Below are 25206 nucleotides of genomic sequence, written 5' to 3' on the forward strand. Positions count from 1 at the left end.
GGCGGCACGCTGGCACCGCACGCCAGCCAGAGCAAGCTGCAGATTCCTCCAAACTGGCCCTAAGTCCAGATTGCGCCCCGTTTAGGTCCACCCTAAGGTGGCCTGCATGGCCATCTCAGTTGACACCTTCTTTCTGAACCCGGACGCCCAGGGAACCTTGCAGGCCCAGATCCAGGAAATGATTGCCGAAGGCATTCTGTCCGGCCGCTTCCGGGTTGGGGAGAAACTGCCGTCCTCGCGCAAGCTGGCAGCACACCTGGGCATCAGCCGGATCACTGTCACGCTGGCCTACACTGAATTGCTGGCCAATGACTACCTCACCTCACGCGGGCGGTCCGGGTATTTTGTCTCTGACAATGCACCGGTGCCGCCCTCCTATACGCCGCAGCAGAAAACTGGCGATACGCTTGACTGGGGCAAGGTGATGGCACGCAGCTTCACCGGCGGCGACACCCCGCGCAAACCGCAGGACTGGCGCGAATACCGTTATCCCTTCATCTATGGCCAGGCAGACGCCTCGCTTTTTGACCACGCCAACTGGCGGCTTTGCGCCCTGCGCGCATTGGGACAAAAAGACTTCTCTGCACTGGCCAATGACTATTTTGACCAGGACGACCCGCTGCTGATCGAATATATCGCCCGGCACACACTGCCACGGCGCGGGATCACGGCACGTCCAGAAGAGATCCTGATCACGCTCGGCGCCCAAAATGCACTTTGGATCACCTGCCAATTGTTGCTGAACCGCGGCCGAAGGGCGGCGGTGGAAGACCCGGCCTACTACACTCTGCGCGACCAGGTAGTACAGACCCGATGCCAGGTCGATTGTATTCCAGTGGATGAGCGCGGCCTCCCTCCCGGAAGCATTCCCGACGATACAAACGTTATCTTCTGCACGCCCAGCCACCAGAGCCCGACCACCTTTACGATGCCGATGGAACGGCGCAAAGAACTGCTGCAGCGCGCCAGTGAAATTGATGCCGTTATCGTCGAGGACGATTACGAGTTTGAGATGTCCTTCCTTGGTGCACCCTCTCCATCACTTAAGTCTCTCGATACCGAAGGCCGGGTGATTTATGCGGGCAGTTTCTCCAAGTCGCTTTTTCCGGGTCTGCGGCTTGGCTATCTGGTCGGCTCGGAGCCTTTTATCCGCCAGGCCCGCGCCTTGCGGGCCAGCGTGCTCCGGCATCCGCCCGGACACGTTCAGCGTACCGTCGCATATTTCCTCTCTCTCGGCCATTACGACGCGCAGATCCGGCGCATAGCCAAGGTTTTGCACGACCGGCGCGCCGTTATAGAGGATGCGATCCGCAAGCATGGATTGACCATTGCCGGCGTCGGCAGCTTTGGCGGTTCGGCTTTGTGGATGCAGGCACCCGAGGATGTTGACGCCACTGCAGTGGCAGAGCGGCTGCGCGCGAAAAGTGTGATCATCGAACCCGGGGCCCCCTTCTTTTCTGCGGAGCACCGCAAGCAGAATTTTTACCGGCTTGGCTATTCCTCGATTCCTGCAACCAGAATTGAACCAGGTCTGGCATTGCTGGCCCAAGCGCTGAAACAGCGCTGAGCGGGTTTCCTCCCCTCGCGCACCCAAGGTGAAAAAATGATACCAGAAGTATCATCTGTCGATACTTGATATTTTTGAGCTCCAGCAGGCGTGACCGGCTGAACCTTATGTGAAAAAACCGTCCGGCTATTTTCATGAGTCCATATTTGGACCTATTCCAGTGGATCAACTGGCCCTAACCGGACACACCACTGCCCCCTAAACCAGAGTCAATTCCCGGCAGTCTGGCCCGGGCGGAATATGCGTCTCACTCAGGAGCAAAACCCATGAAAATGACCACCGAAGAAGCCTTCGTCAAAGTGCTTCAGATGCACGGCATCGAGCATGCCTTTGGTATTATCGGCTCGGCCATGATGCCGATCTCCGACATCTTCGAGCCGGCGGGCATCACCTTCTGGGATTGCGCCCACGAGGGATCCGGCGGCATGATGGCAGACGGTTATACCCGCGCCACCGGCAAGATGTCGATGATGATCGCGCAAAACGGCCCCGGCATCACCAACTTCGTCACCGCTGTCAAAACCGCTTACTGGAACCATACCCCGCTGCTGCTGGTTACCCCGCAAGCCGCAAACAAGACCATGGGTCAGGGCGGCTTCCAGGAAATGGAACAGATGCGCATGTTCGCTGACTGCGTCTGCTACCAGGAAGAAGTGCGCGACCCGTCCCGCATGGCAGAGGTCCTGAACCGCGTGATCATGCAAGCCAAGCGCAACTCTGCTCCGGCCCAGATCAACGTGCCGCGCGACTACTTCACCCAAGTCGTCGACATCGAGCTGCCGGCGGTTGTTGATTTTGAACGCCCCGCAGGCGGCACCGATGCGGTCAATGAGGCAGCCGAGCTGCTTTCGAACGCAAAGTTCCCGGTCATCCTGAACGGTGCCGGCGTTGTTATCGGCGGCGCGATCCCCTCCTCGATGGCCCTGGCCGAGCGCCTGGACGCCCCGGTCTGCGTTGGCTACCAGCACAACGACGCCTTCCCCGGCTCGCACCCGCTGTTCGCTGGCCCGCTGGGCTACAACGGCTCCAAGGCCGGCATGGAACTGATCTCCAAAGCCGACGTCGTTCTGGCCCTGGGCACCCGCCTGAACCCGTTCTCGACCCTGCCCGGCTACGGCATCGACTACTGGCCGACCGACGCGAAGATCATCCAGGTTGACATCAACCCGGACCGCATCGGCCTGACCAAGAAAGTCACCGTCGGCATCGTCGGCGACGCCAAGCAGGTTGCAGACACCATCCTGGGCAAACTGTCCGGCACCGCAGGCGACGAGGGCCGCGACGAGCGCAAGGCGCTGATCGCGCACACCAAATCCTCCTGGGCGCAGGAACTGTCCTCGATGGACAGCGAGCAGGACGATCCCGGCACCACCTGGAACGAGCGTGCCCGCGCAGCCAAGCCTGACTGGCTGTCGCCGCGCCGTGCATGGCGTGCGATCCAGGCCGGCCTGCCGAAGGATGCGATCATCTCCTCCGACATCGGCAACAACTGCGCCATCGGCAACGCCTACCCGTCCTTCGAGGAAGGCCGCAAGTACCTGGCCCCCGGCCTGTTCGGCCCCTGCGGCTACGGCCTGCCGGCGGTTGTCGGTGCGAAAATCGGCTGCCCAGACGTTCCGGTTGTCGGCTTCTCCGGCGACGGCGCCTTCGGCATCGCAGTGACCGAGCTGACCGCAATCGGCCGCGAAGAATGGCCCGCCGTGACCCAGGTTGTCTTCCGCAACTACCAGTGGGGCGCGGAAAAGCGTAACTCCACCCTGTGGTTCGACGACAACTTTGTCGGCACCGAGCTGGACACCCAGGTGTCTTATGCCGGTATCGCCAATGCTTGCGGCCTGAAAGGTGTGATTGCCCGCACTCAGGAAGAGCTGACCGACGCCCTGCGCCAGGCCTGTGAAGACCAGAAGAAAGGCATCACCACCCTGATCGAAGCGATGATCAATCAGGAACTGGGTGAGCCCTTCCGCCGCGACGCGATGAAGAAGCCTGTTCAGGTTGCAGGCATCAGCAAGGACGACATGCGTCCGCAGAAAGTCTGAGACCATGGATCTGCCCTTTGACCTGTCCACCGGCCAAGGGGCATTTCTGGCCGCCGCGTTATTCGCGGCGGCCGTTATCCGGGGCTTCTCAGGTTTCGGATTTTCCGCGATTTTCATCATTTTGGCAGCCTTGACAACCAACCCGCTGCCGCTGATCCCGGTGGTGTTTTCCTGCGAAATTGCCATGACCGCCTTTCAGGCACGGGACATCCGCCCGCATATCGACTGGCACCGGGCCATTGCCCTGCTGGCAGGCGCCGCCATCGCCACCGTGCCCGCCATCGCTATCATGGCGCGGCTGGGGGAGCAGGAAGCCCGGCTGGCAATCTCGAGCCTGATCTTGGTCCTCAGCCTGGTTCTGCTGAGCGGCTGGCAACTGGAGCGCCCTGTGGGGCGCAACGGCAATGTAGGCGTAGGTGCCATTGCAGGCATTGCCAACAGTGCCGGCGTCGGTGGCCTGCCCGTGGCGGCCTTTCTAACCGCGCAGCCGGTTCCGCCTGCGGTGTTCCGGGCCACGATGATCGTGTTCCTGACCGGCATTGACCTGATGGCGCTTCCGGTTATGGCCGCAAACGGACTGGTCGGACCGGAAACCCTGACGGGCATCCTGCTGGCCTTTCCCATTCTGGGCCTCGGCATCTGGGCCGGGTCCCATAGTTTCAAGGCGGTCTCGCAAAGGCTGTTCCGCCGCGCGGTGGTTCTGATGCTGACCGCGCTTTCGCTGATCAATATCGCGCGGCTGGCGTTCTGATACCCGCCCTGCCCCGAAACCGTTGTTACAGGACCTGACCCTCGTGACCCAAACCTTGTCCCCGCTCGAACTGCTGAAGGCCGAAGCCCCGGCGACCCGTCCCGTTGTTGCGCTGAGCGAGGGCACTGACCCCCGTGTGGTTGCAGGCGCCCTGGCCGCGCATCAGGCCGGCATCGCCAATGTGATCCTGGTCGGCCCGCAGGCTGAAGTCGAAGCCGCGCTGCAAGCCGAGGGCGCCGAAGCCAGCGAAGGCGTCGCGATCCATGATCCGGCCGCTTCGGATCTGACCGCCGGCTTTGCTGCCGAATATTATGAGCTGCGCAAGCACAAGGGCGTGGATGGAGCCAAGGCCCGCGCCGCTGCCGAAACCCCGCTGGTCTATGCCGCGATGCTGGTCCGGCTGGGCCATGCCACCGGCACCGTCGGCGGTGCCGTGCATACAACCGGCGACGTGGTGCGCAGCGCGATCCAAGTAATCGGTATGGCGCCGGATGCAGGCATGGTCTCTTCCTTTTTCCTGATGTACCCGCCTGCAAGCGCGCCAGAGGATGCCCGCGCGATGCTCTATTCCGACTGCGGACTGGTGATTGACCCAAGTCCCAATGAAATGATGTCGATCGCCGCTGCCTCAGCACAGTCAGCCAGCACACTTATGCGGGTGGATCCTAAGCTGGCCTTTCTCAGCTTCTCCACCAAGGGCAGCGCCAAGCACCCGGCAGTGGACAAGGTGACTGAAGCCCTGGCGCTGTTCCAGGACACACACCCGGACCTGCCAGCCGATGGCGAACTGCAATTCGATGCCGCCTTCGTACCGTCGGTGGGTGAACGCAAGGCACCCGGCTCCGGCGTCGCAGGCCAGGCCAACGTGATGATCTTTCCCAACTTGGATGCCGGTAACATCGGTTACAAAATCACCCAACGGCTAGGCGGCTACTCCGCCATCGGCCCGGTTCTGCAGGGACTGGCCAAACCCGCCAACGACCTGTCGCGCGGCTGCAGTGCCGAGGATGTCACCCAGATCATCGCCGTCACCATCCTGCAGGCTACGGGCGCCAAGCGCCCGGAAATTTGAACAAATGTTCCAAAAGACTAAACCGTTGCAGAACACTATTCCCATATTGAGGCTTTCCGTCATACGGTCGCCCGAAACACCCAACAGGACCCGCCCATGACTCATCAGCAGCCAATCCTGAACACCTCGCCTAAGGTTTCGGATGAGATCCGGAAGACCACCTGCTACATGTGCGCCTGCCGCTGCGGCATTAATGTGCATATGAAGGACGGCAAGGCCGCCTACATCGAGGGCAACCGCGACCACCCGGTCAACAAGGGTGTTTTGTGCGCCAAAGGGTCTGCAGGCATCATGCAGGTCAACGCCCCCTCTCGGCTGAGGGCGCCAATGATGCGAACCGGGCCGCGGGGGTCGGGGCAATTCAAGGAAATCACCTGGGACGAGGCTCTGGCCATTGCCGTGGGCTGGCTGGAACCGATCCGCCATGAGGCACCGGAACAGCTGGCGTTTTTCACCGGGCGCGACCAGTCGCAAAGCTTCACCAGTTTCTGGGCGCAAAGCTATGGCACGCCGAACTATGCCGCGCATGGCGGCTTCTGCTCGGTCAATATGGCGACCGCTGGCATCTACACCATGGGCGGGGCGTTTTGGGAATTCGGCCAGCCCGACTGGGAACACACCAAGCTGTTCATGCTGTTCGGCGTGGCAGAGGACCACGACTCCAACCCGATCAAGATGGGCATCGGCAAGATCAAGAAGCGCGGTGCGCGGGTGATCGGCGTCAATCCGATCCGCTCCGGCTATAACGCGGTGGCGGATGACTGGGTCGGCATAACTCCCGGCACTGACGGCCTGTTTATCCTGTCGATGATCCACGTGCTGATGAAGGCTGGCAAGATCGACCTCGACTATCTCAGCCGCTTTACTAACGCGCCCGTGCTGATCAACGCGTCAGAGGGGCCGGACAAGGGCCTGTTCCTGCGCGACGACGATGGCAAGATGCTGGTCATCGACCGCAACACCGGCCAGCTGACCCCGTTTGACCAGCCCGGCGTGCGCCCGGACCTGTCGGCGGTCTACGAAAAAGACGGCGCCATCCATCGCCCGGTGTTCCACCTGATGGCCGAGCGCTACCTGGCGGATGAATACGCCCCTGAAGCGGTGGCAGACAAATGCGGCATCCCGGCGAAACGCATCCGCGCCATTGCCGGTGAACTGGCCCGCGTCGCCTTTGAAGAGGCGTTTGAGCTGGATGTCGAATGGACCGACTTCCGCGGTGAGAAACACTCCAAGATGACGGGCCGCCCGGTCTCGATGCACTCGATGCGCGGGGTTTCGGCACACGCGAACGGCTTCCAGACCTGCCGCGCGCTGCATGTGCTGCAGATCCTCTTGGGCACCGTCGAGGTTCCCGGCGGCTTCCGCTTCAAACCGCCCTACCCCAAGCCGGTTGAGGCGCACCCGACACCGCACTGCAAATCTACGCCCGACACCCCTCTGGACGGCCCGCACCTGGGCTTTGTCCGCGGCCCGGAGCACCTGGCATTGAAGGAAGACGGCAGCCCCGCACGCATCGACAAGGCCTTCACCTGGGAAAACCCAATGTCGGCCCATGGCCTCATGCACATGGTGATCTCCAACGCGCATGCGGGCGATCCCTACAAAATCGACACGCTGTTCATGTACATGGCCAACATGTCGTGGAACTCCTCCATGAACACCAAGGGTGTAATGGAGATGCTGACCGACAAGGATGAAAACGGTGATTACAAGATCCCGCATATCATCTACTCGGATGCCTATTCGTCGGAGATGGTGGCCTTTGCCGATCTGATCCTGCCCGACACCACCTATCTGGAGCGCCACGACTGCATTTCGCTGCTGGACCGCCCGATCTGCGAGGCGGATGCAGCGGCAGATGCCATCCGCTGGCCGGTGATTGAGCCGGACCGGAATGTCCGCGGCTTCCAGACGGTGCTGATCCAGCTCGCCAACCGGATGAAGCTGCCGAACTTCACCAACGAGGACCGGACGCCCAAGTGGAAGGATTACGCCGACTACATCGTCAACCACGAGCGCAAGCCGGGTATCGGCCCGCTGGCAGGCTTCCGCGGTGAAAACGGCGACAAGGAAGGCCGCGGCGCAGTGAACCCTGAGCAGCTGGACAAATACATCGAAAACGGCGGTTTCTACGTCGCCCACATCCCGGAAGGTGCCGACTACTACAAACCCTGGAACACCGCCTATCAGGACTGGGCGGTGGGCATGGGCATCTATGACAGCCCGCAGCCCTATCTGTTCCAGCTTTATGTGGAGCCGATGCGCAAGTTCCAGCTGGCTGCAGAGGGCCATGGCGAACGCCAGCCCCCCGAGCATCTGCGCCAGCGGGTGAAGGACGTCATGGACCCACTGCCGATCTGGTACGAGACCGACCAGCAAGGCAACGAGGGTTTTACAGTCAACGCGCTAACCCAGCGCCCGATGGCGATGTACCACTCCTGGGGCACCCAAAACGCCTGGCTGCGGCAGCTGCATGGACGCAATCCGCTATATGTCCCAACCAAGCTGATGCGCGAGCATGGGCTGCAGGACGGCGACTGGGCCAAGGTCACCTCGCCGCACGGGGAAATCACCGTGCCGGTGATGGAGATGGCGGCACTCAATGACAACACCGTCTGGACCTGGAACGCCATCGGCAAGCGCAAAGGCGCATGGGCACTGGAACAGGATGCGCCGGAGGCCACCAAGGGCTTCCTGCTCAATCACCTGATCCACGAGTTGCTGCCCGCCAAGGGCGACGGCATGCGGTGGGCGAACTCAGACCCGATCACCGGCCAGGCGGCCTGGTTCGACCTCAAAGTCAAAATCGAAAAGGCCGCGACGCCTTCTGACCTGCAGGAAAGCCAGCCGGCCTTCCCGGCGCAAGAGTCCCCGGTCGGCACCGGCCCGAAAGAACTGAAGTGGAAAGTAGGCAAATGACCGAGCTCCCCAACTCCACAGAGCGCAAGATGGGCCTGGTCATCGACCTGGACACCTGCGTCGGCTGCCATGCCTGCGTGATTTCCTGCAAGGGCTGGAACACGGAAAACTACGGCGCGCCGCTCAGCGATCAGAATCCCTATGGCGGCGATCCTTCAGGCACCTTCCTGAACCGGGTGCACTCCTATGAGGTGCAGCCCGCGGACGGCCATGCGCAGCTGATTCATTTCCCCAAGTCCTGCCTGCACTGCGAGGACGCGCCCTGCGTCACCGTCTGCCCCACCGGCGCCAGCTACAAGCGCGCCGAGGACGGCATCGTACTGGTGAACGAGGACCACTGCATCGGCTGCGGCCTCTGCGCCTGGTCCTGCCCGTATGGCGCGCGGGAACTGGACTTGGCCGAGGGCGTGATGAAGAAATGCACCCTCTGCGTTGACAGGATCTATAACGAGAACCTGCCGGAGGTGGACCGCATCCCCTCCTGCGTGCGCACCTGCCCCGCAGGCGCGCGGCATTTCGGCGATCTAGGCGACCCGGACAGTGATGTCTCTAAACTGGTGGCAGAGCGCGGCGGCATGGACCTGATGCCGGAAATGGGCACCAAACCGGTAAATAAATACCTGCCGCCCCGCCCCAAGGACCAGATAGAGGAGCAGATCGACATTCTCGCCCCGCTGCTTGCGCCGGTTGCTGAGGAGCCGCAGGGCTTCATGGGCTGGCTGGACAAGGCCCTCGACAAACTCCCCGGAGGAGCGAACTGATGCATCCTGCACCCTCTGTTATCATCTTCACAACACTGTCAGGGCTTGGCTTCGGCCTCTTGTTCTTCCTAGGCCTCGGCCAGCCTGCCGTAACCGGGACAGTAGCCTTCGTTTTCTACGCTATCGCTTTTGGCCTAGCCTGCGGCGGCCTGTTGGCCTCGACTTTCCACCTGGGCCACCCGGAGCGCGCCTGGCGTGCCCTCACCCAGTGGAAAACCAGCTGGCTCAGCCGTGAAGGCGTCTGCGCGGTCGGAGCTCTGATCGTCATGGGCTTTTATGCGCTTGGCGCGGTCTTCATGGACAGCCAGTGGACTCTGCTGGGCTGGATCGGTGCGGCATTGAGCCTGGCCACCGTCTTCACCACCTCAATGATCTACACCCAATTGAAAACCATCCCGCGCTGGAACATGGAATTGACGCCTGCAATGTTTCTGTCTTTCAGCCTGGCAGGCGGCGCGCTGCTGGCCGGAGCGGAGTCGGTGGCGCCCTGGCTGCTGGCCATCGCAGGCGCGGTGCAGCTGGCCTATTGGACCAAGGGCGATAAGGCGCTTGAAAACTCTGGCACCAGTCTGGGCACCGCCACCGGCCTTGGCGACCGCGGCGCGGTCCGCGCCTTTGAACCGCCGCACACCGGCTCCAACTATCTCTTGCGCGAGTTTGTGCATGTGGTCGGCCGCAAGCACGCGCAGAAGCTGCGGATGATTGCCTTTATCCTCGGCTTTGCCCTGCCGCTGCTGCTGATCTTGACCCCGGTTCAGGGCATCGTGATCAAGCATGTGTTTGCCGCCCTCGCGGTGCTGTCACATCTCGCAGGCGTCGCCACCTCACGCTGGCTTTTCTTTGCCCAGGCCGAACATGTGGTTGGCCTCTACTACGGCAAACGCTGATATCTACCGGGGCGCCGATGGGGCGCCTCAATTTTTTGAAGTATTTTTTACCGTAGGTGTCACAAACGCCCTGGCTGCCTCGTCCTGTTCCTGAAGCGATTAGAAAGGAACAGAACTATGACCCAACGCCTAGACTACTTCGCCATTGCTCCCGAACTGTTCCAGCCGATGCTGGAGCAGGAGAAGCTGTTCAAGGACAGCACGCTGGAGCACAGCCTGGTGGAACTGGTGAAACTGCGGGCCTCGCAGATCAACGGCTGCGCCTTCTGCATCCACATGCACAGCCACGACCTGCGCGCACATAGTGAAAGCGAGGACCGGATGCAACTGCTGAATGCCTGGCGGGAATCCTCTCTCTACTCGAAGCGGGAACGTGCCGCGCTGGCTTGGTGCGAAGCGCTGACGCGGGTGGAAACAACCGGTGCGCCGGATGCGGATTACGAGGAGGCAACCAAGCTGTTCTCTCCACGTGAGCAAGTGGTGCTGACACTGTTGATCAGCGCCATCAACGCCTGGAACCGCATTGCAATCGGCTTCCGCACCCCGCATCCTGCCGCTGAGGAGGCCAACGCCGCGTGACAGCTCAGGATAAGAATGAAGGAACCGAGGCGTTCCTGACAGCGCGGCCGCGATTGTTTGCGGCCGCCTACCGGATGCTGGGCACGGTCAGCGACGCCGAAGACATCCTGCAGGATGCGTTCCTGCGCTGGCAGACTGCACCCCGGAAGGACGTGCAGGACCCTACAGGCTACCTGATGCGGATCACCACCCGGCTGTGCCTGGACCAGCTGAAATCGGCCCGGGTGCGGCGCGAGACGTATCCCGGCGAATGGCTGCCGGAGCCTCTGCTGACCGAGGACGTGGCTGATCAGTTGGATCATGACGTCTCGATTGCCCTTCTGCTGGCACTGGAAACCCTTACACCGCTGGAACGTGCTGCCTTCCTGCTGCATGACATCTTTGACAGCTCATACGGTGACATTGCCACCGCCCTCAACCGCACCCCTGACTCTTGCCGGCAGCTCGCTGCGCGGGCGCGGCGCAAAGTGCAGAAGCTGCGGCCAGAGCGCCCCGCGGACCCGGATCAGGGGCGGAAATTGACCGAGGCCTTCTTTCGCGCGTCCAGAACCGGTGACACAGCAACGCTAACCCAGCTTCTGGCGCAGGATGTGCAGCTGATCTCTGACGGCGGCGGCAAGGCGATGGCCGCCCTCAATCCGATTTACGGCCGGGATAATGTGCTGCGGCTCATGGAAGGTATCGCACGCAAGTTTGCCAACACGCTTCCGAAACGCTGGCGTTTTTGCCGCCTGAACGGCCTCCCGGCAGTGCTGAACCAAGCGGAGGACGGTATCCTGCAGGCGACGTCTCTGGAAATCACGAATGGCAGGATCACAAAGATCTATGTGACCCGCAATCCAGACAAAACCCGGCATCTGGCTGGTGCTCTGGACTAAAGGGGTCAACCCCTCTTGTCCTAGTAGAGCAATTCAACCCGGAGCGTTTCAAACCAGAAAGAAGCAAAAAGGGCGGCACTCCAGTGGAGGCCGCCCTGACGGGTTCGATCTTTGGAGAGGAGTTACAGCAAGCCAGCGTGCAGCATGGCTGCATCAATCGCTGCTTTGGTGCTGTCTTCCAGCGTGGTCAGCGGCGAGCGCACCTCTTCGCTGCACATGCCAAGCTTGGAAAGGCCGTATTTCGCCCCTGCAAGGCCTGGCTCGATGAAGATCGCCTCGTGCAGCGGCATCAGCCTGTCCTGATACTCCAGCGCCGTGGCATAGTCGCCTGCCAGGGTAGCGGCTTGGAACTCAGCACACAATTTCGGCGCAACGTTTGCGGTCACCGAGATACAACCAATGCCGCCGTGCGCGTTGAAGCCCAGCGCGGTGGCGTCTTCACCGGACAGCTGCACGAAGTCCTTACCACAGGCGGCGCGCTGCTGGCTGACTCGGGCCAGGTCGCCAGTGGCGTCCTTCACCCCGATGATGCGCGGCAGCTTGGCCAGCTCGCCCATGGTCGCAGGCGTCATGTCGACAACCGAACGGCCGGGGATGTTGTAAATGATGATCGGCAGCTCGGCGCAGTCATGGGCGGCCTGGAAGTGCTGCACCATGCCACGCTGGGTCGGTTTGTTGTAATACGGGGTCACAACCAGCGCCGCATCGGCACCAACCTTCTTGGCAAACTCGACAAAGCGAATCATCTCGACAGTGTTGTTGGAACCTGCACCCGCGATCACCGGCACCCGGCCGGCTGCGGCCTTGACCGTCTCCGCGATGACCAATTCATGCTCTTCGTGGGTCAGGGTCGGGCTTTCACCAGTGGTACCGACAGGCACCAGGCCGGTAGAGCCTTCGGCAATTTGCCATTCCACCAGACGTTTGAGCGCATCCAGATCCAGCTCGCCGTTCGAAAACGGGGTAACGAGTGCTGGCATAGAGCCTTTGAACATGGGCACGCTCCCTTCGCTGCAGGTGCAGGCGGCAATCCGCCGCCGTCAAGATACGGAATGCCGGTGATTTGAGTTGATACCGGCACGCCAATGAGTAACGTTCAAGCCTCTATCCCCGGACCGTTGGAAAATGCAAGAGATGACACGCATCCTGGCCCTTATTCTGCTGATTGCGGCTGCCCTGCCTGGGGCATCTGCCCAGGCGCGCGACCTGGGCAAGGCGCTGGACCTGATGCGGTCGGAGAAGTGGGCAGACGCAGCCCGCGAGGCAGGCAAGCCGAAAAGCGTGGCACACGATATCATTGAATGGCACCGGCTTCGGGCTGGGCTGGGTTCCGTCAGCGATGTGATGGCGTTTCTTCAGCGGCGCCCGGACTGGCCTGGACTGGACTACCTGCGCCGCCAGAACGAGGACGCCATTGCCGCCACCGGGCGTGAAACTATTTTGGCCTTCTATGCCAAGCAGCGTCCGCAAACCGCCGAAGGTGCGCTGAGCTTGGGTAAGGCCCTTATAACAGACGGCCGCCACGGCGACGGTGAGGCGGAAATTGTGCTGGCTTGGCGTACCATGGCAATGGGCAGCGCTATTCAGGATCTCTATCTGCGGGACTTCAGCAAGTTGCTGAAGCCGCACCATGCCGCCCGGCTGGACCGGCTCTTGTGGGAGGATCATCTGGTCAGTTCCAAGCGGATGCTGCCGCTGGTGCCCGAGGGTGAGCGCAAACTGGCCGAAGCCCGCATTGCCTTGCAGGAGCGTGCCGCCGGCGTGGATGCAAAAATCGAAGCCATTCCCACCAGCCTGACGGGTTCAGCTGGACTTGCTTATGACCGTTTTGCTTGGCGCGACCGCAAGCGGCTGCAGGACAGCGCGATAGAAATGCTGTTAGATCGCAGTACCAGTGCCGAAAACCTGGGAGAGCCGGAAAAATGGCTGCGCCGCCGCCGCGATCTGGCCCGCCAGGTGATGCGCGACGGCGAACATGAGCGCGCCTACCAGTTGGCGGCCTATCATTTCTCCACGCCCGATGACGGTTACGGCTATTCCGACTGTGAATGGCTGGCCGGCTACATCGCATTGCAGAAGCTGCGCGACCCGGAACTTGCCGCTGTGCATTTCCAGCGTTTCCTGGCCTCCGTCGAAACCCCGATCTCGATCGGCCGCGGCGGCTACTGGCTGGGCCGGGCCTATGCGGCAATGGGAGAGGCCGACAAAGCACACGAGGCTTATGCGAGGGGTGCAGAATATCAGACGTCTTTCTACGGACTGCTGGCCGCCGAAAAACTGGGACGCCCCTTTGATCCTGCCCTGGTGACACCCGCCCCCATGCCGGACTGGCGCGAGGCGGCATTCATGCAGTCCTCGGTGGCAGAGGCCGGGTTGCAACTGCTGAAAGCTGGCGATCTGGCGCTGGCCGAGCGCTTTCTTACTCATCTGGTCGAAACCCTGCCACCGGTACAGGCGCGCCAGCTGGGACAGATGGCAGTGGACATGGGCCAGCCGCATCTGGCTGTGATGATCTCCAAACGCGCAGCCCGTGGCGGGGTAGAGCTGGAAGGCGCCTACTACCCGCTGCACCCCGTTGCCAAGCGGCAGCTTCCAATGGCCGAAGAAATGACCTTGGCTATTGCGCGGCGGGAAAGCGAATTCGACCCGGCGGTCATAAGCCATGCCGGTGCGCGCGGACTGATGCAGGTAATGCCGGCAACGGCCAAGCTGGTGGCGACCGAGCTGGGCATCCTGGCAAACCACAAGACGTCCCGCCTGACAGCGGAATGGGACTACAACGCCAAGCTGGGGGCCAATTACCTGGCAGGCCTAGCCGGCAAGTTCCGCGGCAACGTGGTGATGATGGCGGCCGGCTACAATGCCGGCCCGCACCGCCCCATTGCCTGGATGGAACGCTATGGCGATCCCCGGGACGGTGACCCCGATATCGTTGACTGGATCGAACACATCCCCTTCAACGAGACCCGGAACTACGTGATGCGTGTGACCGAAAGCCTGCCTGTCTACCGCGCGCGGCTGGGCAAGAAGCCGCTGCCGGTGCCGTTTTCAAAGGAGCTGAAGGGGTCAACCCTTCACGCGTTCGCGCCATAGGGTGAACAGGCCCGCGGCGATGATGATGCCCGCACCGATGGCGACATTGGTGCGGATCACCTCGCCGAACACCGCCATGCCCAGCATCGCCGCCCAGATCAGGTGGAAATAGGCGAAAGGCTGAACTGCGCTGGCCTCGGCCATTTCATAACACTTGATCAGCAGCCAGTGGCCGGTCACGCCCGAAACGCACAGCAGCGCCATCCAGAACCAGTCGCCCTGGCTCATCGGCTCCCAGAACCAGATGCCGATTGCGGTCATGAAGACCATGCCGGCAACCCCGGTCCAAAAGAAACTGGTGGCGGTGCTGTCCTTGCGCGCAGCGTAGCGCGTCACCAGCCCGTAAACGGCAAACATCAGCGCCGAGATGAACGGTATCACCGCGGCCGGGTTGAACACGCCCATGCCCGGCTGCAGGATAACCAGCACCCCGATCAGACCGACGCCGATCGCCGCCCAGCGCCGCCAGCCGACGCTCTCGCCTAGAACCGGGCCGCTCAGCGCTGCCACCAGCAGCGGATAGCAGATGAACACTGCCTGGCTCTCGATCAGGCCGAGCACGGTAAAGCCATAGACCGCCACGCAGATTTCCCCGACCAGCAAGACGCCGCGGAAGATCTGCAGCCACAGCTGATCCGTACGGGCTGCCTCCTTGATCCCGCCTTTGGCCCGTGCCGCAAGGAACACGACAAATGCGGCAAAGAACCAGTAGCGGACCATTACGACCATGTAGGTGTTGTAGGTGCCCGCCAGGTGGCGCGAGATACCGTCCTGCAGGGCAAAGACGATGGTGGCGCCGATCATCAGCAGAATACCCAGCGGCACGTTGTTCTGTTGCACCCGAGGCTGAGGCAGGCTTTTGGGCTGTGGAACCATGCTCATCGCAGTACCGCCTTTGTCATATGCCGCTTGCGCCCGTAGCCGGGGATGCGGGTCACTTCAAATCCTGCCGCTTCCAGCCCGCGGCGGACAAAACCTGCCGCCGTGTAGGTCGCCGCCGAGCCGCCGGGCGCGGTATGCGCCGCAACCTCCGCCATCAGCGACTCTTCCCACAGTTCGGGATTCTTGGCCGGAGAAAACCCGTCCAGAAACCAGGCATCCGCCTGCCCTGTCCACTCCGGCAGCGACATCCGCGCGTCGCCCTGGATCACCTCCAGTTGCAGACTGCCCAGATCACAAGCCCCGGTGCCCTGCCACTTGGCCAGAAACCGCTGCGCCCAGGGGGCGACCGCAGGAAACGCCTCCAGAGCCTTGGCCATGTCGGCGGGCACCATCGGAAAGGCTTCGAAACTGGTAAAGCGCAATGGTTCTTCCTGCCCTGCCGCTTCCCAGGCACGCCAGGCCGCCAGCATATTGAGACCGGTGCCGAAGCCGAGCTCGGCGATATGAAAGCCCAGCGCAAACCGCGATGGCAGATCGTTACCGGCCAGGAACACATGCTCCGTCTCCGCCAGCCCGTCCTGGATCGAAAAATAGGGATCATCAAACTGATCCGACACTGGAACAGTGCCATCGCGCCAGCTGAGGCGGGCCTGCTGGTCTGCCATGCTATAATCCCCTAAGTGAGTGTTTGGAACGGCGCGACACTGGCGAAAGGATACCGAAATGGCAATGGCAGATGTAACGGTGCGAGGGGCGGGTATTTTCGGCCTGTCGATCGCCTGGCTCTGCGCCCGCCGCGGCGCGCATGTGCAGGTGGTGGACCCATTCGGCGCAGGTGCCGGCTCCAGCGGCGGCCTGGTCGGCGCCCTGGCTCCGCATGTGCCGGAGAACTGGAATCCCAAGAAACAATTCCAGCTAGAAAGCCTGCTGATGGCAGAAGGCTTCTGGCAGGAAGTTGAGGCCACCGGCGGTGTTTCTCCCGGCTATGGCCGCACCGGGCGCTTGCAACCCATCAACGACGAGCGCTCCCTGGAGCTCGCCCGCAGCCGCGAAATCTCAGCCCGCGAACTGTGGAGGGACGAGGCCGAATGGACTGTCTGCAAGGCAGACAGCCTGGGGCCCTGGGTACCACCCAGCGCTACCGGCTATGTCATCCATGACACCCTCAGCGCCCGCATGCACCCTCGCCGCGCCTGCGCTTCGCTGGTTTCTGCGCTCGCAGTGATGGGAGTTGAAGTGCAGGAGGAAGCAGCAGATCAGGGCAAGGTGGTACATGCCAAGGGCTACGCGGGCCTCTTGGAGCTGAACGAAAACTTCGGCAAAACTGTCGGCGGCGGCGTCAAGGGCCAGGCGGCACTTCTGCGCTTCCACGAAGGCGAAGTGCCGCAGCTTTATGCGGACAGCCTGCACATCATCCCGCATGCAGACGGCACCCTGGCGATCGGCTCCACCAGCGAGCGGGAATTTGACGACGGAAAAGCTACCGACGCTCAACTGGACGACGTGATTGAGCGCGCCCGCGCAGCGGTGCCGGTGCTGCACGGGGCTGAGGTGATCGAACGCTGGGCAGGTGTCCGCCCCCGTGCCAAGTCACGTGCCCCGATGCTCGGAGCCTGGCCTGGGCGGAACGGCCATTACATCACCAATGGAGGTTTCAAGATCGGTTTTGGTATGGCTCCCAAGGCCGCCCATGTGATGGCGGACTTGCTGCTGGAGGAAAAAGACAGCATCCCAGTGGGATTCCGGGTGGAAAACAACCTCTAACACCCGTTTTGATGAGCAAACCTGTTCCTTGAAAGGTTTTCAGCGGGTTCCCGGCGCCGCGCTGGCGGCGCCGCATCCAAGCCGCCAATCGGCCCCAAGGGAAGCTTCAATCGCGGGAGCATGCAACCTGCCTGCCCCCTTCACTTTCAACGAGACGCTTCGGCCCGCAGCTTCTGCATAAGCTTGGTTAGTGTGGCTTCATACTGCTCACTTGTCAGCCGCCCCTGTTCGTCGAATTGCTTTCCAGACGCCGCTAGGTGCACCTCTGGTCCGGTAATCAGCCTCGGCTGAAACGGCACCAGAAAACCGCGCAGGATCATCTGCGCCCGCTCGCCCCCGGCCCGGCCTGCCGCCGCCGACATCACTGCCACAGGTTTGTCCGTCCAAGGGCTGCCCTCGGTGCGGCTGACCCAGTCGAGGGCATTCTTCAGCACTCCCGACGGCCCCTTGTTGTATTCAGGTGTCGAAATCGCCACCGCATCCGCAGCCGCGATTTGATTCGCAAGTGCCTGCACCGCAGGCGGGATCCCCTCTGCCGCTTCCGCATCACCATCATAGAGCGGCAGATTCAGATCGGCTTCCACGACAGTAGCCGGGCCGAACACCCGTGCGGCTTCGGCCAGAAGCTTGCGGTTGGTGGCCTCTCGCCGCAGCGAGCCGGAAATGGTCAGCAGGACAGGGTCGGCCATGGAGAGTTCCTTCTGTTAGCGTCTCGTGTTGCCCCATCATGTAAGAGGGCGCCTACAGCATGAAACAGCCATACCCGCGGAAGCAATGTGCAGCGTTGCGTAAAGCCGCTACACCGGAACGAAAACAGCCCATCCCTTGCGGGACGGGCTGCAATTCGTGCCGCCAGGGCCAGGTCAGGCGGCTTGCGGGATCACCACCACCTCGACGCGGCGGTTGCGGGCCTTGCCTTCCGGTGTCAGGTTCGAGGCCACCGGCTGTTCCTCGCCGCGGCCGATGATGCGCATGCGGTGATAAGGCACACCGCCAGCTGCAATTTCACTGGCGACTGCATTTGCCCGGCGCTCAGAAAGGCCCTGGTTGTAACCTGCATCACCATCGCTGTCGGTATGGCCGATAACCTGGATGGTGCTGTTGGGGTATCGCACGAGGCTGTTCGCCACGCGGCGCAAATCGCCCTGCACGGCCGGCGAAACCGCGGCACTGTCAGTGGCAAATGTCAGATCGTTCGGGAATGACAAGATCAGCCGATCGCCAGTATTGACGATGGTGATATCATCGTTCGACAGGTTCTGGCGCAGCTCGCGCTCCTGCGCATCGAGCTGATTGCCAATCACGCTGCCGGCGGTCGCACCAACCAGCGCACCGGTCACCGCACCTAGGCCGCGATCGGAATCATTGGCAATCGCACCAACGCCAGCGCCGATGATACCGCCAAGAACCGCACCCTTTTGAGTGTTGCTGCCCGGAGTGCCGACAGTTGCGGGATCGGTACAAGCGCCAAGTGTCAGGGTTGCGGCGACAATACCAGCCGTGGTGAGTTTCATCTGCATCATAAAATTGCCTTCTGCTTTCTAAGCTCCGGGCAGCGCCCGGCAGTCTGCTCGAATATCGGGATGTCGCGCCACGTTCTCAAGGCAAAGCGTTTTCATTTAGGCGGATTACCGCGCAAAAAACGAAAAACACATGCATTTTCAGGGCGCAAAAGCAAAGTTCCAGCCCTCCTGTTCCATCCACAGTTTACGCAAGGCAGCAGCCTCGGCGGCGAAATCCACTTCCCGCAATTCCGCGGCCAGCATCCGGTCAGTACGGAAATGCCTGAAACCGCCACGCAGCTCGCACCAGGCAGCCAGCATGGTGCACTCGATGTGATAAATCAGGGCAAGCGGCCGCAAGGTGCGGCGGCTTTCACCCCTTTCAGGGCTAAGATACGTCAGATGCAGTTTGCGGCTTTCCCGCACTGCCTGGCGCAGCAGGGCCTTGGAGACGCAACCCTGCTGCGGGTCATCCAGCGGTGCACCCCAAGGGGCAACCTGCAGCCAGTCGGCGGTCGCATGCACATCCTTGATCTTGTGGCTCACCCGCTCCGCTGCTTTCTGCAAGGCTCCATCGCCCGTGCGCATCAGCATCGCCAATCCCACATGCAGCGCCTCCAGCTCCTCCTCATCGAAATTGAGTGGCGGCAGATCATAGCCCTTGCGCAGCATGTAGCCGATCCCTGCTTCCCCCTCCACCGGAGTGCGCATTGCCTGGAGGGCAACGATGTCCCGGTAGATGGTGCGTTTGGACACTTCCAGCTGTGCCGCAAGATCCTCTGCCCGCACCGGTGCTGAGGCGGAACGCAGGATTTGGATGATCTCGAACAAACGGCCGGTGCGGGGCATTGGCGGGGCTCCAGTGACATTCTGCTGACACACTAACACACACCACTGACAACAGCATGTCAGCAGGGGTCTGATTTTCTGGCCACCGGAAAAGGAGGAACCCTATGCTGAGCTACGATTGGATTGTGATGATTACCCTGGGTCTAGACCGCTGGGACAGCAGGCAACGTGCTTTTACTCCGCATGAGATTGAGCGTGAGGAAGCGCGAAAGCGCCACGAAGCCCGACAGGCCTTTAAGACCGCAGCACCTAGCCTGCTGCAGCGCCAATTCAGCCGGCAGCGCGCATATCACCTGCCGCAGCCTCCTCATCCCGCGCAGCCTCAAAGGCGAGCATCGCGCGTTTGACCGGAAGCCCCCAGTGATAGCCGCCCAGTGCGCCGGATTTCCGCAAGGCGCGGTGACAGGGGATCAGCCAGCTGACAGGGTTGCGTCCGACTGCTGTGCCAACTGCGCGCACGGCCTTGGGGGCGCCGATGGCATGGGCCAGTTCTGAATAAGTGGTAACATGGCCTGACGGGATGCGCAGCAGCGCTTCCCATACCTTGATCTGCAAAGGTGCACCGATCATGTGCAGCGCAGTTTCCCCCTTTTGGGCAAAGGCGGCCTCCGCCAAAGGGCGCAGGGCAGACGGGTCCTCAATGAACTCAGCCTGAGGCCAGCGGGCGCGCATATCGGCCATGGCAGGTTCGGCGCCAGTCTCGGCAGCAAATGCCAGTCCGCAAATACCCTTTTCCGTGCCCATCACTAGAGCAAGCCCAAAGGGGCTGTCAAACCAGCCCCAGAAAATCTGCAGGCCGTCCCCTTTGCGGGCATATTCGCCAGGGCTCATCGCCTCCCAGCGCAGAAACATGTCGTGCAGCCGCCCTGATCCCGACAACCCCACCGCATGCGAGGCCTCCAGAGTGGTGAACCGGTCCCGCAGCAGTGCCTTTGCGTGCCCCAGGCGGAGGTACTGCTGGTAGCGCTTGGGAGACACACCAACCCAGGCCGAAAACAAACGCTGGAAATGCGCCGGGCTCATATCCATGCGGGCCGCCAGCTGCTCCAGCGTCAGATCCTCGCCGCCATCGTCGATCAGCTCAATCGCCCGCCGCATGACGCCATAATGATAGGTATTTTCCCGCGTCTCGATATTCATCGGTCCAGCCTGTTTCGTGCTTACGTTTCCAACCTACTCCGGCCCGCCTCAGCTATCGACCCGGAACTTGCTGGTTTCTCTCCCGACCTAACGCCACTGGCAGGAAAGGCGCAATTTCAATTGCTCTTTGACACCCGCTCTGTACATATGGCGCGCGATGGCAAAGCAACTCGATTATCATACGCTGCGCGAGATCTTCACGCGCTTTCAGGCAGCCGAGCCCGAACCCAAGGGTGAACTGGAACACGTCAACGCCTACACGCTGGTCGTTGCGGTTGCACTGTCGGCACAGGCAACCGATGCAGGGGTCAACAAGGCGACCCGTGAGCTGTTCAAGATTGCCGACACCCCGCAAAAGATGCTGGATCTGGGCGAGGAACGCCTGATCGAGCATATCAAAACAATTGGCCTCTACCGCAACAAGGCCAAGAATGTGATCAAGCTGTCCAGGATCCTGGTCGAGGACTACGGCGGCGAAGTCCCGAATTCCCGCGCTGCGTTGCAATCCTTGCCCGGCGTGGGGCGTAAAACGGCCAATGTTGTATTGAACATGTGGTGGAAACAGCCTGCGCAGGCGGTGGACACCCACATCTTCCGAGTCGGCAACCGCTCAGGCATTGCGCCGGGCAAGGATGTGGATGCCGTGGAACGCGCGGTGGAGGATAACATCCCCGCGGATTTCCAGCAGCATGCCCATCACTGGCTGATCCTGCACGGCCGCTATCACTGCAAGGCGCGAAAACCGATGTGCGGAACCTGCATCATCCGCGATCTCTGCATGTTTGAAGACAAGAACCTGTAAACTTTTTGAGCGGCATAGTCGCCTGAAATGACACCGCTTTGGAATTCCCCGAGGAGGGACCATGACCAAGACCTACCAGCTCGTCGGCATTGGCAATGCCGTGGTGGATGTGATTGCGCAATGCGAGGACAGCTTCCTGGCTGAACAAGGCATTGAAAAAGGCATCATGCAGCTGATCGAGCGCGACCGCTGCGAAGAGCTTTATGCGGCAATGGGCAACCGGGTTCTAACCCCTGGCGGCTCGGTCGCCAATACCATCGCTGGCGCCGGCGCGCTGGGGCTGCAGTCAGCCTTCATCGGCCGCGTCCGTGACGACGCGCTTGGAAAATTCTACGCCGATGCAATGAACAACGAGGGCGTCAGCTTTGTGAATGCGCCGGTAGCGGACGGCGAGATGCCGACCTCGCGGTCGATGATCTTTGTCTCGCCGGACGGTGAGCGTTCAATGAACACCTACCTTGGCATTTCGTCGGAACTGAGTTCCGACGACGTGCCCCAGGACGTGGCCGGCAACGCCCAGATCATGTTCCTGGAAGGCTATCTGTTCGACAAGGACAAGGGCAAGACCGCCTTTCTGGAAGCGGCCCGCGACTGCCGTGAGGGCGGCGGCAAAGTTGGCATTTCGATCTCCGACCCGTTCTGCGTCGAGCGCCACCGGGCCGACTTCCTGAACCTGATCAGCAACGAGCTGGATTTCGTGATCGGAAACCAGGACGAAATCTGCGCCCTGTTCGAAACCAGCGACCTGGAAGAAGCAATGGCCAGGACCGCCGCGATCTGCGCGCTGGTGGTTTGCACCCGTTCTGGCGACGGTGTGACTGTGTTGAATGACGGCGTGCGTGTCGACGTGCCGGTCGAAACGATCACACCGGTTGACGCGACTGGTGCAGGCGACCAGTTCGCTGCCGGTTTCCTGTTCGGTCTCGCCACCGGCCGCAGCATGGAAGTCTGCGCTCGAATGGGCTGCATCTGTGCGGGCGAAGTCATCCGCCATATCGGCCCGCGCCCTGAAACCAACGTGCGGCACCTGCTGGAAGAAGCCGGGCTGGTTTAATCCCGCCGGACACTCCCGCCCGCCGGAACTGCACCTCGCGGTGCATTTTCGGCCCTTGGGCGTAGCGCGGCGCGGCTTTGCCGCCCCGCGCAGCCTGCCTGCGGCAGGCACACGGGCCTACCGGTTCCAGCCTCAGCTGTCAGCCGACAGCTGCGCCTTGCTCAAAAGCACTTTGAAGGTCTCAACGTCCTGCCCGCTCATTTCGCTCAGCAACCGTGTCTGGGTCTCAACATGGGCTGTGACGGCCCGGTCGATCAGGGCAAAGCCTTCTTCTGTCAGCCCAACCAGAAAACTGCGGCTGTCCTCCGGGTTCACCTCGCGCTTGACCAGCCCGTCTGCCTCCAGCCGGTCGATGCGGTTGGTCATAGTGCCGGACGCCACCATTGTCGCCTTCAGCAGATCGCCTGGTGACAGCGTGTAAGGCGCACCCGACCGGCGCAAGGTGGCCAGCACGTCGAACTTGGCCGCATTCAGCCCGAACTCCGCGAAGGTTTTATGCATCTCACGCTGATAGGCCAGATACAGCCGCGCGACCCGGCCAATGATGCCCATAGCCGTCACATCCAGGTCCGGCCGCTCCTGCCCCCATTGCTGGGTAATAAAATCTACATGGTCCATGCCACCGGTTTAGGTATTTACATCTTGACGTCAAGATAAAATCCATTATCTCGATATCAAGATAAGGAGAAACACATGCCGATCCGGACCCTTCTGCTGACAGCGCTGGCCCCTGCCATCTGGGGCAGCAGCTACATTGTGACGACAACTTTTCTGCCCGGCCACTCACCGCTGGTGGTGGCGCTTCTCAGGGCGCTGCCCGCGGGCCTGCTGCTGCTGCTGCTGGTGCGCCAGTTGCCACCGCTCAGCTGGCTGCCGCGGCTGATGGTGCTTGGAGCGCTGAATTTCTCGCTGTTCTGGGTGCTGTTGTTCCTCTCCGCCTACCGTCTGCCCGGCGGGGTCGCCGCGACGCTGGGCGCCGTGCAGCCGCTGATCGTGGTGTTCCTGTCCGCCTTGCTGCTGCAGACGCAGATCCGCCCTGCTGCCGTTGCCGCCGCGCTTCTAAGCATGGCAGGTGTTGCCTTGCTGGTGCTGACCCCGGCCGCCAAGCTGGACACGCTGGGTGTCCTGGCCGGTCTCGGCGGCGCCTTGTCGATGGCCGCCGGCGTTGTTCTGACCCGGAAGTGGCAGCCGCCGGTGCCGCCGCTCACCTTCACCGCCTGGCAGCTGACCGCGGGCGGGCTGCTGCTGGTGCCTCTTGCGCTGTGGATGGTGCCGGAGATGCCGGTCTTCACGGCTGTCAATATCATGGGCCTTGCCTACATGAGCCTCATCGGCGGTGCGCTGACTTATATCCTGTGGTTCCGCGGCCTCGCCCGGATCGACCCGTCGCAAGTCTCGCTGCTCGGCGTCCTGAGCCCGCTGTCTGCCGTGATCCTGGGCTGGCTTCTGCTGGGGGAAACCCTGACGCCCAACCAGATGCTGGGCGCCACACTGGCCCTGTTCAGCCTCTGGCTCGGCCAGGTGCGGCTGCGGTCCCGGCCCTCCGCAACGGCAGCTGAATAACCAGTATCACCGCGGCACGGCCGGTTCACAGGCCTTGCCGCGGTGGCAACCCAGAACCTGCCGCCGCACGTTGGAGGTGTCGTCAAACGCAAACCCGCCGCAGGCGTTGGCCCGGACCACCAGCTCCTGCCCGCGCTGCTCGGCAAAGACTACATAGCCTGCACCGGACTTCATGCCGCCGCACCAGGGTCCGAGGCACTCCACCTCAATAACCGCAGGCACACTAACCCGGGTTGAGAAATACTTTCCGTCCAGCAGCTTGCCTGAGAGCTGTGCCGGGATGCGGGTCAGCGGCGGGGTGTCATTGGGATTGCCCGAATGGGACTTAGGCAGCTGGCTTTCGTCAAACCGCAGTTCACCCGCAATGACATTAAAGACGCTGTCCGAATTCGCGGCATGCAAATAGGCGTCCGCAGGGCCCCAGGGCAGGCAGCTGAGGGCAGCAGCGGGGCCGACGGCAACAGCCAGAATACACGCGGTCAGGGCAGCACCGGTTCCGGCAGGTCGAAAACAGGCTCGCATATCCATCTCACAGATACTCCCGGAACTCTGCCACCACCCGCGCATAGACCTCGCGCTTGAACGGCACGATCTTCTCCACAAGGCTCTCCACCGGCTGCCAGCACCAGGCCGAGAACTCCGGATCATCCGTCTCGATATTGACCTGATCATCCGTGCCGAGAAATCGCATCAGATACCATTTCTGCTCCTGCCCGCGGTATTTACCGCCCCAGAAGCTGGGCACCACATCATGCGGCAGGTCATAGGGCAGCCAGCCGTTGCTTTCGGCGATGATCTCTACCAGATCAGGCGCCACACCGGTTTCTTCCTCCAGCTCGCGCAGCGCCGCAATCCGCGGGTCCTCGCCCGCGTCAATCCCGCCCTGCGGCATCTGCCAGGCATCCTTGTAGCGGTCCTTGCGCTGGCCGACGAACACCGCGCCCTCGGCATTGATCAGCATCACTCCGACGTTGGGGCGGTAGGGCAGCTTGGCAATCTCTTCCGGCGTCATCAGGCTCTCCTCAACATGGGTTTTCTCAACCTTAGACCGCTTGCCGCCGGGGCACGCAAGGGGGTGACGCGGCGTTTGGCCGTGACAAGGCG

The 25206-nt window shown here is 61.9% G+C and carries 24 protein-coding genes; 14 read left to right on the plus strand and 10 right to left on the minus strand.

The genetic code is table 11. From position 1 onward, the window contains the following. Positions 1–106 precede the first annotated feature (106 nt). From pdxR to sigJ, 9 genes are all read left to right on the plus strand, one after another. Positions 107–1567 carry a MocR-like pyridoxine biosynthesis transcription factor PdxR gene (pdxR, locus tag RA21_RS13110; RefSeq protein ID WP_019297252.1) on the plus strand — a complete coding sequence of 487 codons (1461 nt, stop codon included), beginning with the start codon at positions 107–109 and terminating at the stop codon, positions 1565–1567. Positions 1568–1833: 266 nt separating this feature from the next. Then, on the plus strand, positions 1834–3606 hold the full coding sequence (gene xsc, locus RA21_RS13115) for a sulfoacetaldehyde acetyltransferase (RefSeq protein ID WP_039149528.1): 1773 nt from the start codon (positions 1834–1836) through the stop codon (positions 3604–3606). A gap of 4 nt (positions 3607–3610) precedes the next feature. Beyond that, positions 3611–4357: a sulfite exporter TauE/SafE family protein gene (locus tag RA21_RS13120; RefSeq protein ID WP_039149530.1), complete on the plus strand. Its 747-nt coding sequence runs from the start codon at positions 3611–3613 to the stop codon at positions 4355–4357. Positions 4358–4400: 43 nt separating this feature from the next. After that, a complete protein-coding gene (pta, locus tag RA21_RS13125; RefSeq protein WP_039149532.1) occupies positions 4401–5429 on the plus strand; it encodes a phosphate acetyltransferase in 1029 nt (342 codons plus the stop codon). 96 nt (positions 5430–5525) lie between these two features. Further along, positions 5526–8348: a molybdopterin oxidoreductase family protein gene (locus RA21_RS13130; protein WP_039149536.1), complete on the plus strand. Its 2823-nt coding sequence runs from the start codon at positions 5526–5528 to the stop codon at positions 8346–8348. Next, entirely contained in the window at positions 8345–9109 is a 765-nt protein-coding gene (locus tag RA21_RS13135; RefSeq protein WP_039149537.1) for a 4Fe-4S dicluster domain-containing protein, read from the plus strand. The genes RA21_RS13130 and RA21_RS13135 overlap by 4 nt, the downstream gene beginning before the upstream one ends. Then, positions 9109–9996 carry a dimethyl sulfoxide reductase anchor subunit family protein gene (locus RA21_RS13140; protein ID WP_039149538.1) on the plus strand — a complete coding sequence of 296 codons (888 nt, stop codon included), beginning with the start codon at positions 9109–9111 and terminating at the stop codon, positions 9994–9996. The genes RA21_RS13135 and RA21_RS13140 overlap by 1 nt, the downstream gene beginning before the upstream one ends. Before the next feature lie 117 nt (positions 9997–10113). Further along, positions 10114–10575, plus strand: a complete 462-nt coding sequence (locus RA21_RS13145) for a carboxymuconolactone decarboxylase family protein (protein WP_039149539.1) — start codon at positions 10114–10116, stop codon at positions 10573–10575. Then, positions 10572–11453, plus strand: coding sequence for an RNA polymerase sigma factor SigJ (sigJ, locus tag RA21_RS13150; protein WP_039149541.1), 882 nt, complete (start codon positions 10572–10574; stop codon positions 11451–11453). Before RA21_RS13145 ends, sigJ begins: the two co-directional genes overlap by 4 nt. Before the next feature lie 122 nt (positions 11454–11575). Here the strand turns inward: sigJ and dapA are convergent, their stop codons facing one another. Next, positions 11576–12448, minus strand: coding sequence for a 4-hydroxy-tetrahydrodipicolinate synthase (gene dapA / locus RA21_RS13155; protein ID WP_039149542.1), 873 nt, complete (start codon positions 12446–12448; stop codon positions 11576–11578). A gap of 139 nt (positions 12449–12587) precedes the next feature. Between dapA and RA21_RS13160 the strand changes: the two genes are divergently transcribed. Next, positions 12588–14546 (plus strand): lytic transglycosylase domain-containing protein, encoded by a 1959-nt coding sequence (locus tag RA21_RS13160; protein ID WP_039149544.1) that lies wholly within the window; start codon positions 12588–12590, stop codon positions 14544–14546. On the opposite strand, the gene RA21_RS13165 is transcribed toward RA21_RS13160, so the two are convergent. Both RA21_RS13165 and mnmD read right to left on the minus strand, forming a co-directional pair. Further along, a complete protein-coding gene (locus RA21_RS13165) occupies positions 14520–15428 on the minus strand; it encodes a DMT family transporter (protein WP_039149551.1) in 909 nt (302 codons plus the stop codon). The two genes, RA21_RS13160 and RA21_RS13165, sit on opposite strands and share 27 nt — an antisense overlap. Continuing rightward, entirely contained in the window at positions 15425–16093 is a 669-nt protein-coding gene (gene mnmD, locus RA21_RS13170) for a tRNA (5-methylaminomethyl-2-thiouridine)(34)-methyltransferase MnmD (RefSeq protein ID WP_039149552.1), read from the minus strand. Before mnmD ends, RA21_RS13165 begins: the two co-directional genes overlap by 4 nt. 58 nt (positions 16094–16151) lie before the next feature. Between mnmD and RA21_RS13175 the strand changes: the two genes are divergently transcribed. Further along, complete coding sequence (locus tag RA21_RS13175) at positions 16152–17192, plus strand: NAD(P)/FAD-dependent oxidoreductase (protein WP_039149555.1); 1041 nt, start codon at positions 16152–16154, stop codon at positions 17190–17192. A gap of 146 nt (positions 17193–17338) precedes the next feature. Here RA21_RS13175 and RA21_RS13180 read toward each other — a convergent pair whose 3' ends face one another. The 4 genes from RA21_RS13180 to RA21_RS13195 all read right to left on the minus strand — a co-directional run bounded on the left by RA21_RS13180 (position 17339) and on the right by RA21_RS13195 (position 20683). Then, on the minus strand, positions 17339–17881 hold the full coding sequence (locus RA21_RS13180; protein ID WP_019297266.1) for an NADPH-dependent FMN reductase: 543 nt from the start codon (positions 17879–17881) through the stop codon (positions 17339–17341). Positions 17882–18055: 174 nt separating this feature from the next. After that, positions 18056–18715 carry an OmpA family protein gene (locus tag RA21_RS13185; RefSeq protein WP_019297267.1) on the minus strand — a complete coding sequence of 220 codons (660 nt, stop codon included), beginning with the start codon at positions 18713–18715 and terminating at the stop codon, positions 18056–18058. Positions 18716–18853: 138 nt separating this feature from the next. Continuing rightward, positions 18854–19543 (minus strand): helix-turn-helix transcriptional regulator, encoded by a 690-nt coding sequence (locus tag RA21_RS13190; protein WP_019297268.1) that lies wholly within the window; start codon positions 19541–19543, stop codon positions 18854–18856. A 270-nt stretch (positions 19544–19813) separates the two neighbouring features. Continuing rightward, positions 19814–20683: a methylated-DNA--[protein]-cysteine S-methyltransferase gene (locus RA21_RS13195; RefSeq protein WP_039149557.1), complete on the minus strand. Its 870-nt coding sequence runs from the start codon at positions 20681–20683 to the stop codon at positions 19814–19816. Between the two features lie 157 nt (positions 20684–20840). Here RA21_RS13195 and nth point away from each other — a divergent pair, with 157 nt between their 5' ends. Both nth and RA21_RS13205 read left to right on the plus strand, forming a co-directional pair. Further along, positions 20841–21485 (plus strand): endonuclease III, encoded by a 645-nt coding sequence (nth, locus tag RA21_RS13200; protein ID WP_019297270.1) that lies wholly within the window; start codon positions 20841–20843, stop codon positions 21483–21485. Between the two features lie 61 nt (positions 21486–21546). Then, positions 21547–22539, plus strand: a complete 993-nt coding sequence (locus RA21_RS13205; RefSeq protein ID WP_039149559.1) for an adenosine kinase — start codon at positions 21547–21549, stop codon at positions 22537–22539. A 132-nt stretch (positions 22540–22671) separates the two neighbouring features. On the opposite strand, the gene RA21_RS13210 is transcribed toward RA21_RS13205, so the two are convergent. Continuing rightward, on the minus strand, positions 22672–23157 hold the full coding sequence (locus tag RA21_RS13210; RefSeq protein WP_039149561.1) for a MarR family winged helix-turn-helix transcriptional regulator: 486 nt from the start codon (positions 23155–23157) through the stop codon (positions 22672–22674). 75 nt (positions 23158–23232) lie between these two features. Between RA21_RS13210 and RA21_RS13215 the strand changes: the two genes are divergently transcribed. Then, positions 23233–24102 (plus strand): EamA family transporter, encoded by an 870-nt coding sequence (locus RA21_RS13215; RefSeq protein ID WP_039149562.1) that lies wholly within the window; start codon positions 23233–23235, stop codon positions 24100–24102. 6 nt (positions 24103–24108) lie between these two features. On the opposite strand, the gene RA21_RS13220 is transcribed toward RA21_RS13215, so the two are convergent. Together RA21_RS13220 and RA21_RS13225 are read right to left on the minus strand one after the other, a co-directional pair. Beyond that, positions 24109–24624, minus strand: coding sequence for a hypothetical protein (locus RA21_RS13220; protein WP_237754587.1), 516 nt, complete (start codon positions 24622–24624; stop codon positions 24109–24111). 7 nt (positions 24625–24631) lie between these two features. After that, the gene (locus tag RA21_RS13225; RefSeq protein WP_019297275.1) at positions 24632–25114 is read right to left on the minus strand and encodes an RNA pyrophosphohydrolase; all 483 of its coding nucleotides are present in this window, start codon (positions 25112–25114) and stop codon (positions 24632–24634) included. Positions 25115–25206 lie beyond the last annotated feature (92 nt).

The sequence above is a fragment of the Leisingera sp. ANG-DT genome, assembly GCF_000813785.1.
Taxonomy (GTDB): domain Bacteria; phylum Pseudomonadota; class Alphaproteobacteria; order Rhodobacterales; family Rhodobacteraceae; genus Leisingera.

What these genes read in the sequence shown, in the direction of transcription:
- pdxR (WP_019297252.1), top strand. Translation starts at nt 107, where the DNA reads ATGGCCATCTCAGTTGACACCTTCTTTCTGAACCCGGACGCCCAGGGA.
- xsc (WP_039149528.1), top strand. Translation starts at nt 1,834, where the DNA reads ATGAAAATGACCACCGAAGAAGCCTTCGTCAAAGTGCTTCAGATGCAC.
- RA21_RS13120 (WP_039149530.1), top strand. Translation starts at nt 3,611, where the DNA reads ATGGATCTGCCCTTTGACCTGTCCACCGGCCAAGGGGCATTTCTGGCC.
- RA21_RS13130 (WP_039149536.1), top strand. Translation starts at nt 5,526, where the DNA reads ATGACTCATCAGCAGCCAATCCTGAACACCTCGCCTAAGGTTTCGGAT.
- RA21_RS13135 (WP_039149537.1), top strand. Translation starts at nt 8,345, where the DNA reads ATGACCGAGCTCCCCAACTCCACAGAGCGCAAGATGGGCCTGGTCATC.
- RA21_RS13140 (WP_039149538.1), top strand. Translation starts at nt 9,109, where the DNA reads ATGCATCCTGCACCCTCTGTTATCATCTTCACAACACTGTCAGGGCTT.
- RA21_RS13145 (WP_039149539.1), top strand. Translation starts at nt 10,114, where the DNA reads ATGACCCAACGCCTAGACTACTTCGCCATTGCTCCCGAACTGTTCCAG.
- dapA (WP_039149542.1), bottom strand. Translation starts at nt 12,448, where the DNA reads ATGTTCAAAGGCTCTATGCCAGCACTCGTTACCCCGTTTTCGAACGGC.
- RA21_RS13160 (WP_039149544.1), top strand. Translation starts at nt 12,588, where the DNA reads ATGACACGCATCCTGGCCCTTATTCTGCTGATTGCGGCTGCCCTGCCT.
- RA21_RS13165 (WP_039149551.1), bottom strand. Translation starts at nt 15,428, where the DNA reads ATGAGCATGGTTCCACAGCCCAAAAGCCTGCCTCAGCCTCGGGTGCAA.
- mnmD (WP_039149552.1), bottom strand. Translation starts at nt 16,093, where the DNA reads ATGGCAGACCAGCAGGCCCGCCTCAGCTGGCGCGATGGCACTGTTCCA.
- RA21_RS13175 (WP_039149555.1), top strand. Translation starts at nt 16,152, where the DNA reads ATGGCAATGGCAGATGTAACGGTGCGAGGGGCGGGTATTTTCGGCCTG.
- RA21_RS13180 (WP_019297266.1), bottom strand. Translation starts at nt 17,881, where the DNA reads ATGGCCGACCCTGTCCTGCTGACCATTTCCGGCTCGCTGCGGCGAGAG.
- RA21_RS13185 (WP_019297267.1), bottom strand. Translation starts at nt 18,715, where the DNA reads ATGATGCAGATGAAACTCACCACGGCTGGTATTGTCGCCGCAACCCTG.
- RA21_RS13190 (WP_019297268.1), bottom strand. Translation starts at nt 19,543, where the DNA reads ATGCCCCGCACCGGCCGTTTGTTCGAGATCATCCAAATCCTGCGTTCC.
- RA21_RS13195 (WP_039149557.1), bottom strand. Translation starts at nt 20,683, where the DNA reads ATGAATATCGAGACGCGGGAAAATACCTATCATTATGGCGTCATGCGG.
- nth (WP_019297270.1), top strand. Translation starts at nt 20,841, where the DNA reads ATGGCAAAGCAACTCGATTATCATACGCTGCGCGAGATCTTCACGCGC.
- RA21_RS13205 (WP_039149559.1), top strand. Translation starts at nt 21,547, where the DNA reads ATGACCAAGACCTACCAGCTCGTCGGCATTGGCAATGCCGTGGTGGAT.
- RA21_RS13210 (WP_039149561.1), bottom strand. Translation starts at nt 23,157, where the DNA reads ATGGACCATGTAGATTTTATTACCCAGCAATGGGGGCAGGAGCGGCCG.
- RA21_RS13215 (WP_039149562.1), top strand. Translation starts at nt 23,233, where the DNA reads ATGCCGATCCGGACCCTTCTGCTGACAGCGCTGGCCCCTGCCATCTGG.
- RA21_RS13220 (WP_237754587.1), bottom strand. Translation starts at nt 24,624, where the DNA reads ATGCGAGCCTGTTTTCGACCTGCCGGAACCGGTGCTGCCCTGACCGCG.
- RA21_RS13225 (WP_019297275.1), bottom strand. Translation starts at nt 25,114, where the DNA reads ATGACGCCGGAAGAGATTGCCAAGCTGCCCTACCGCCCCAACGTCGGA.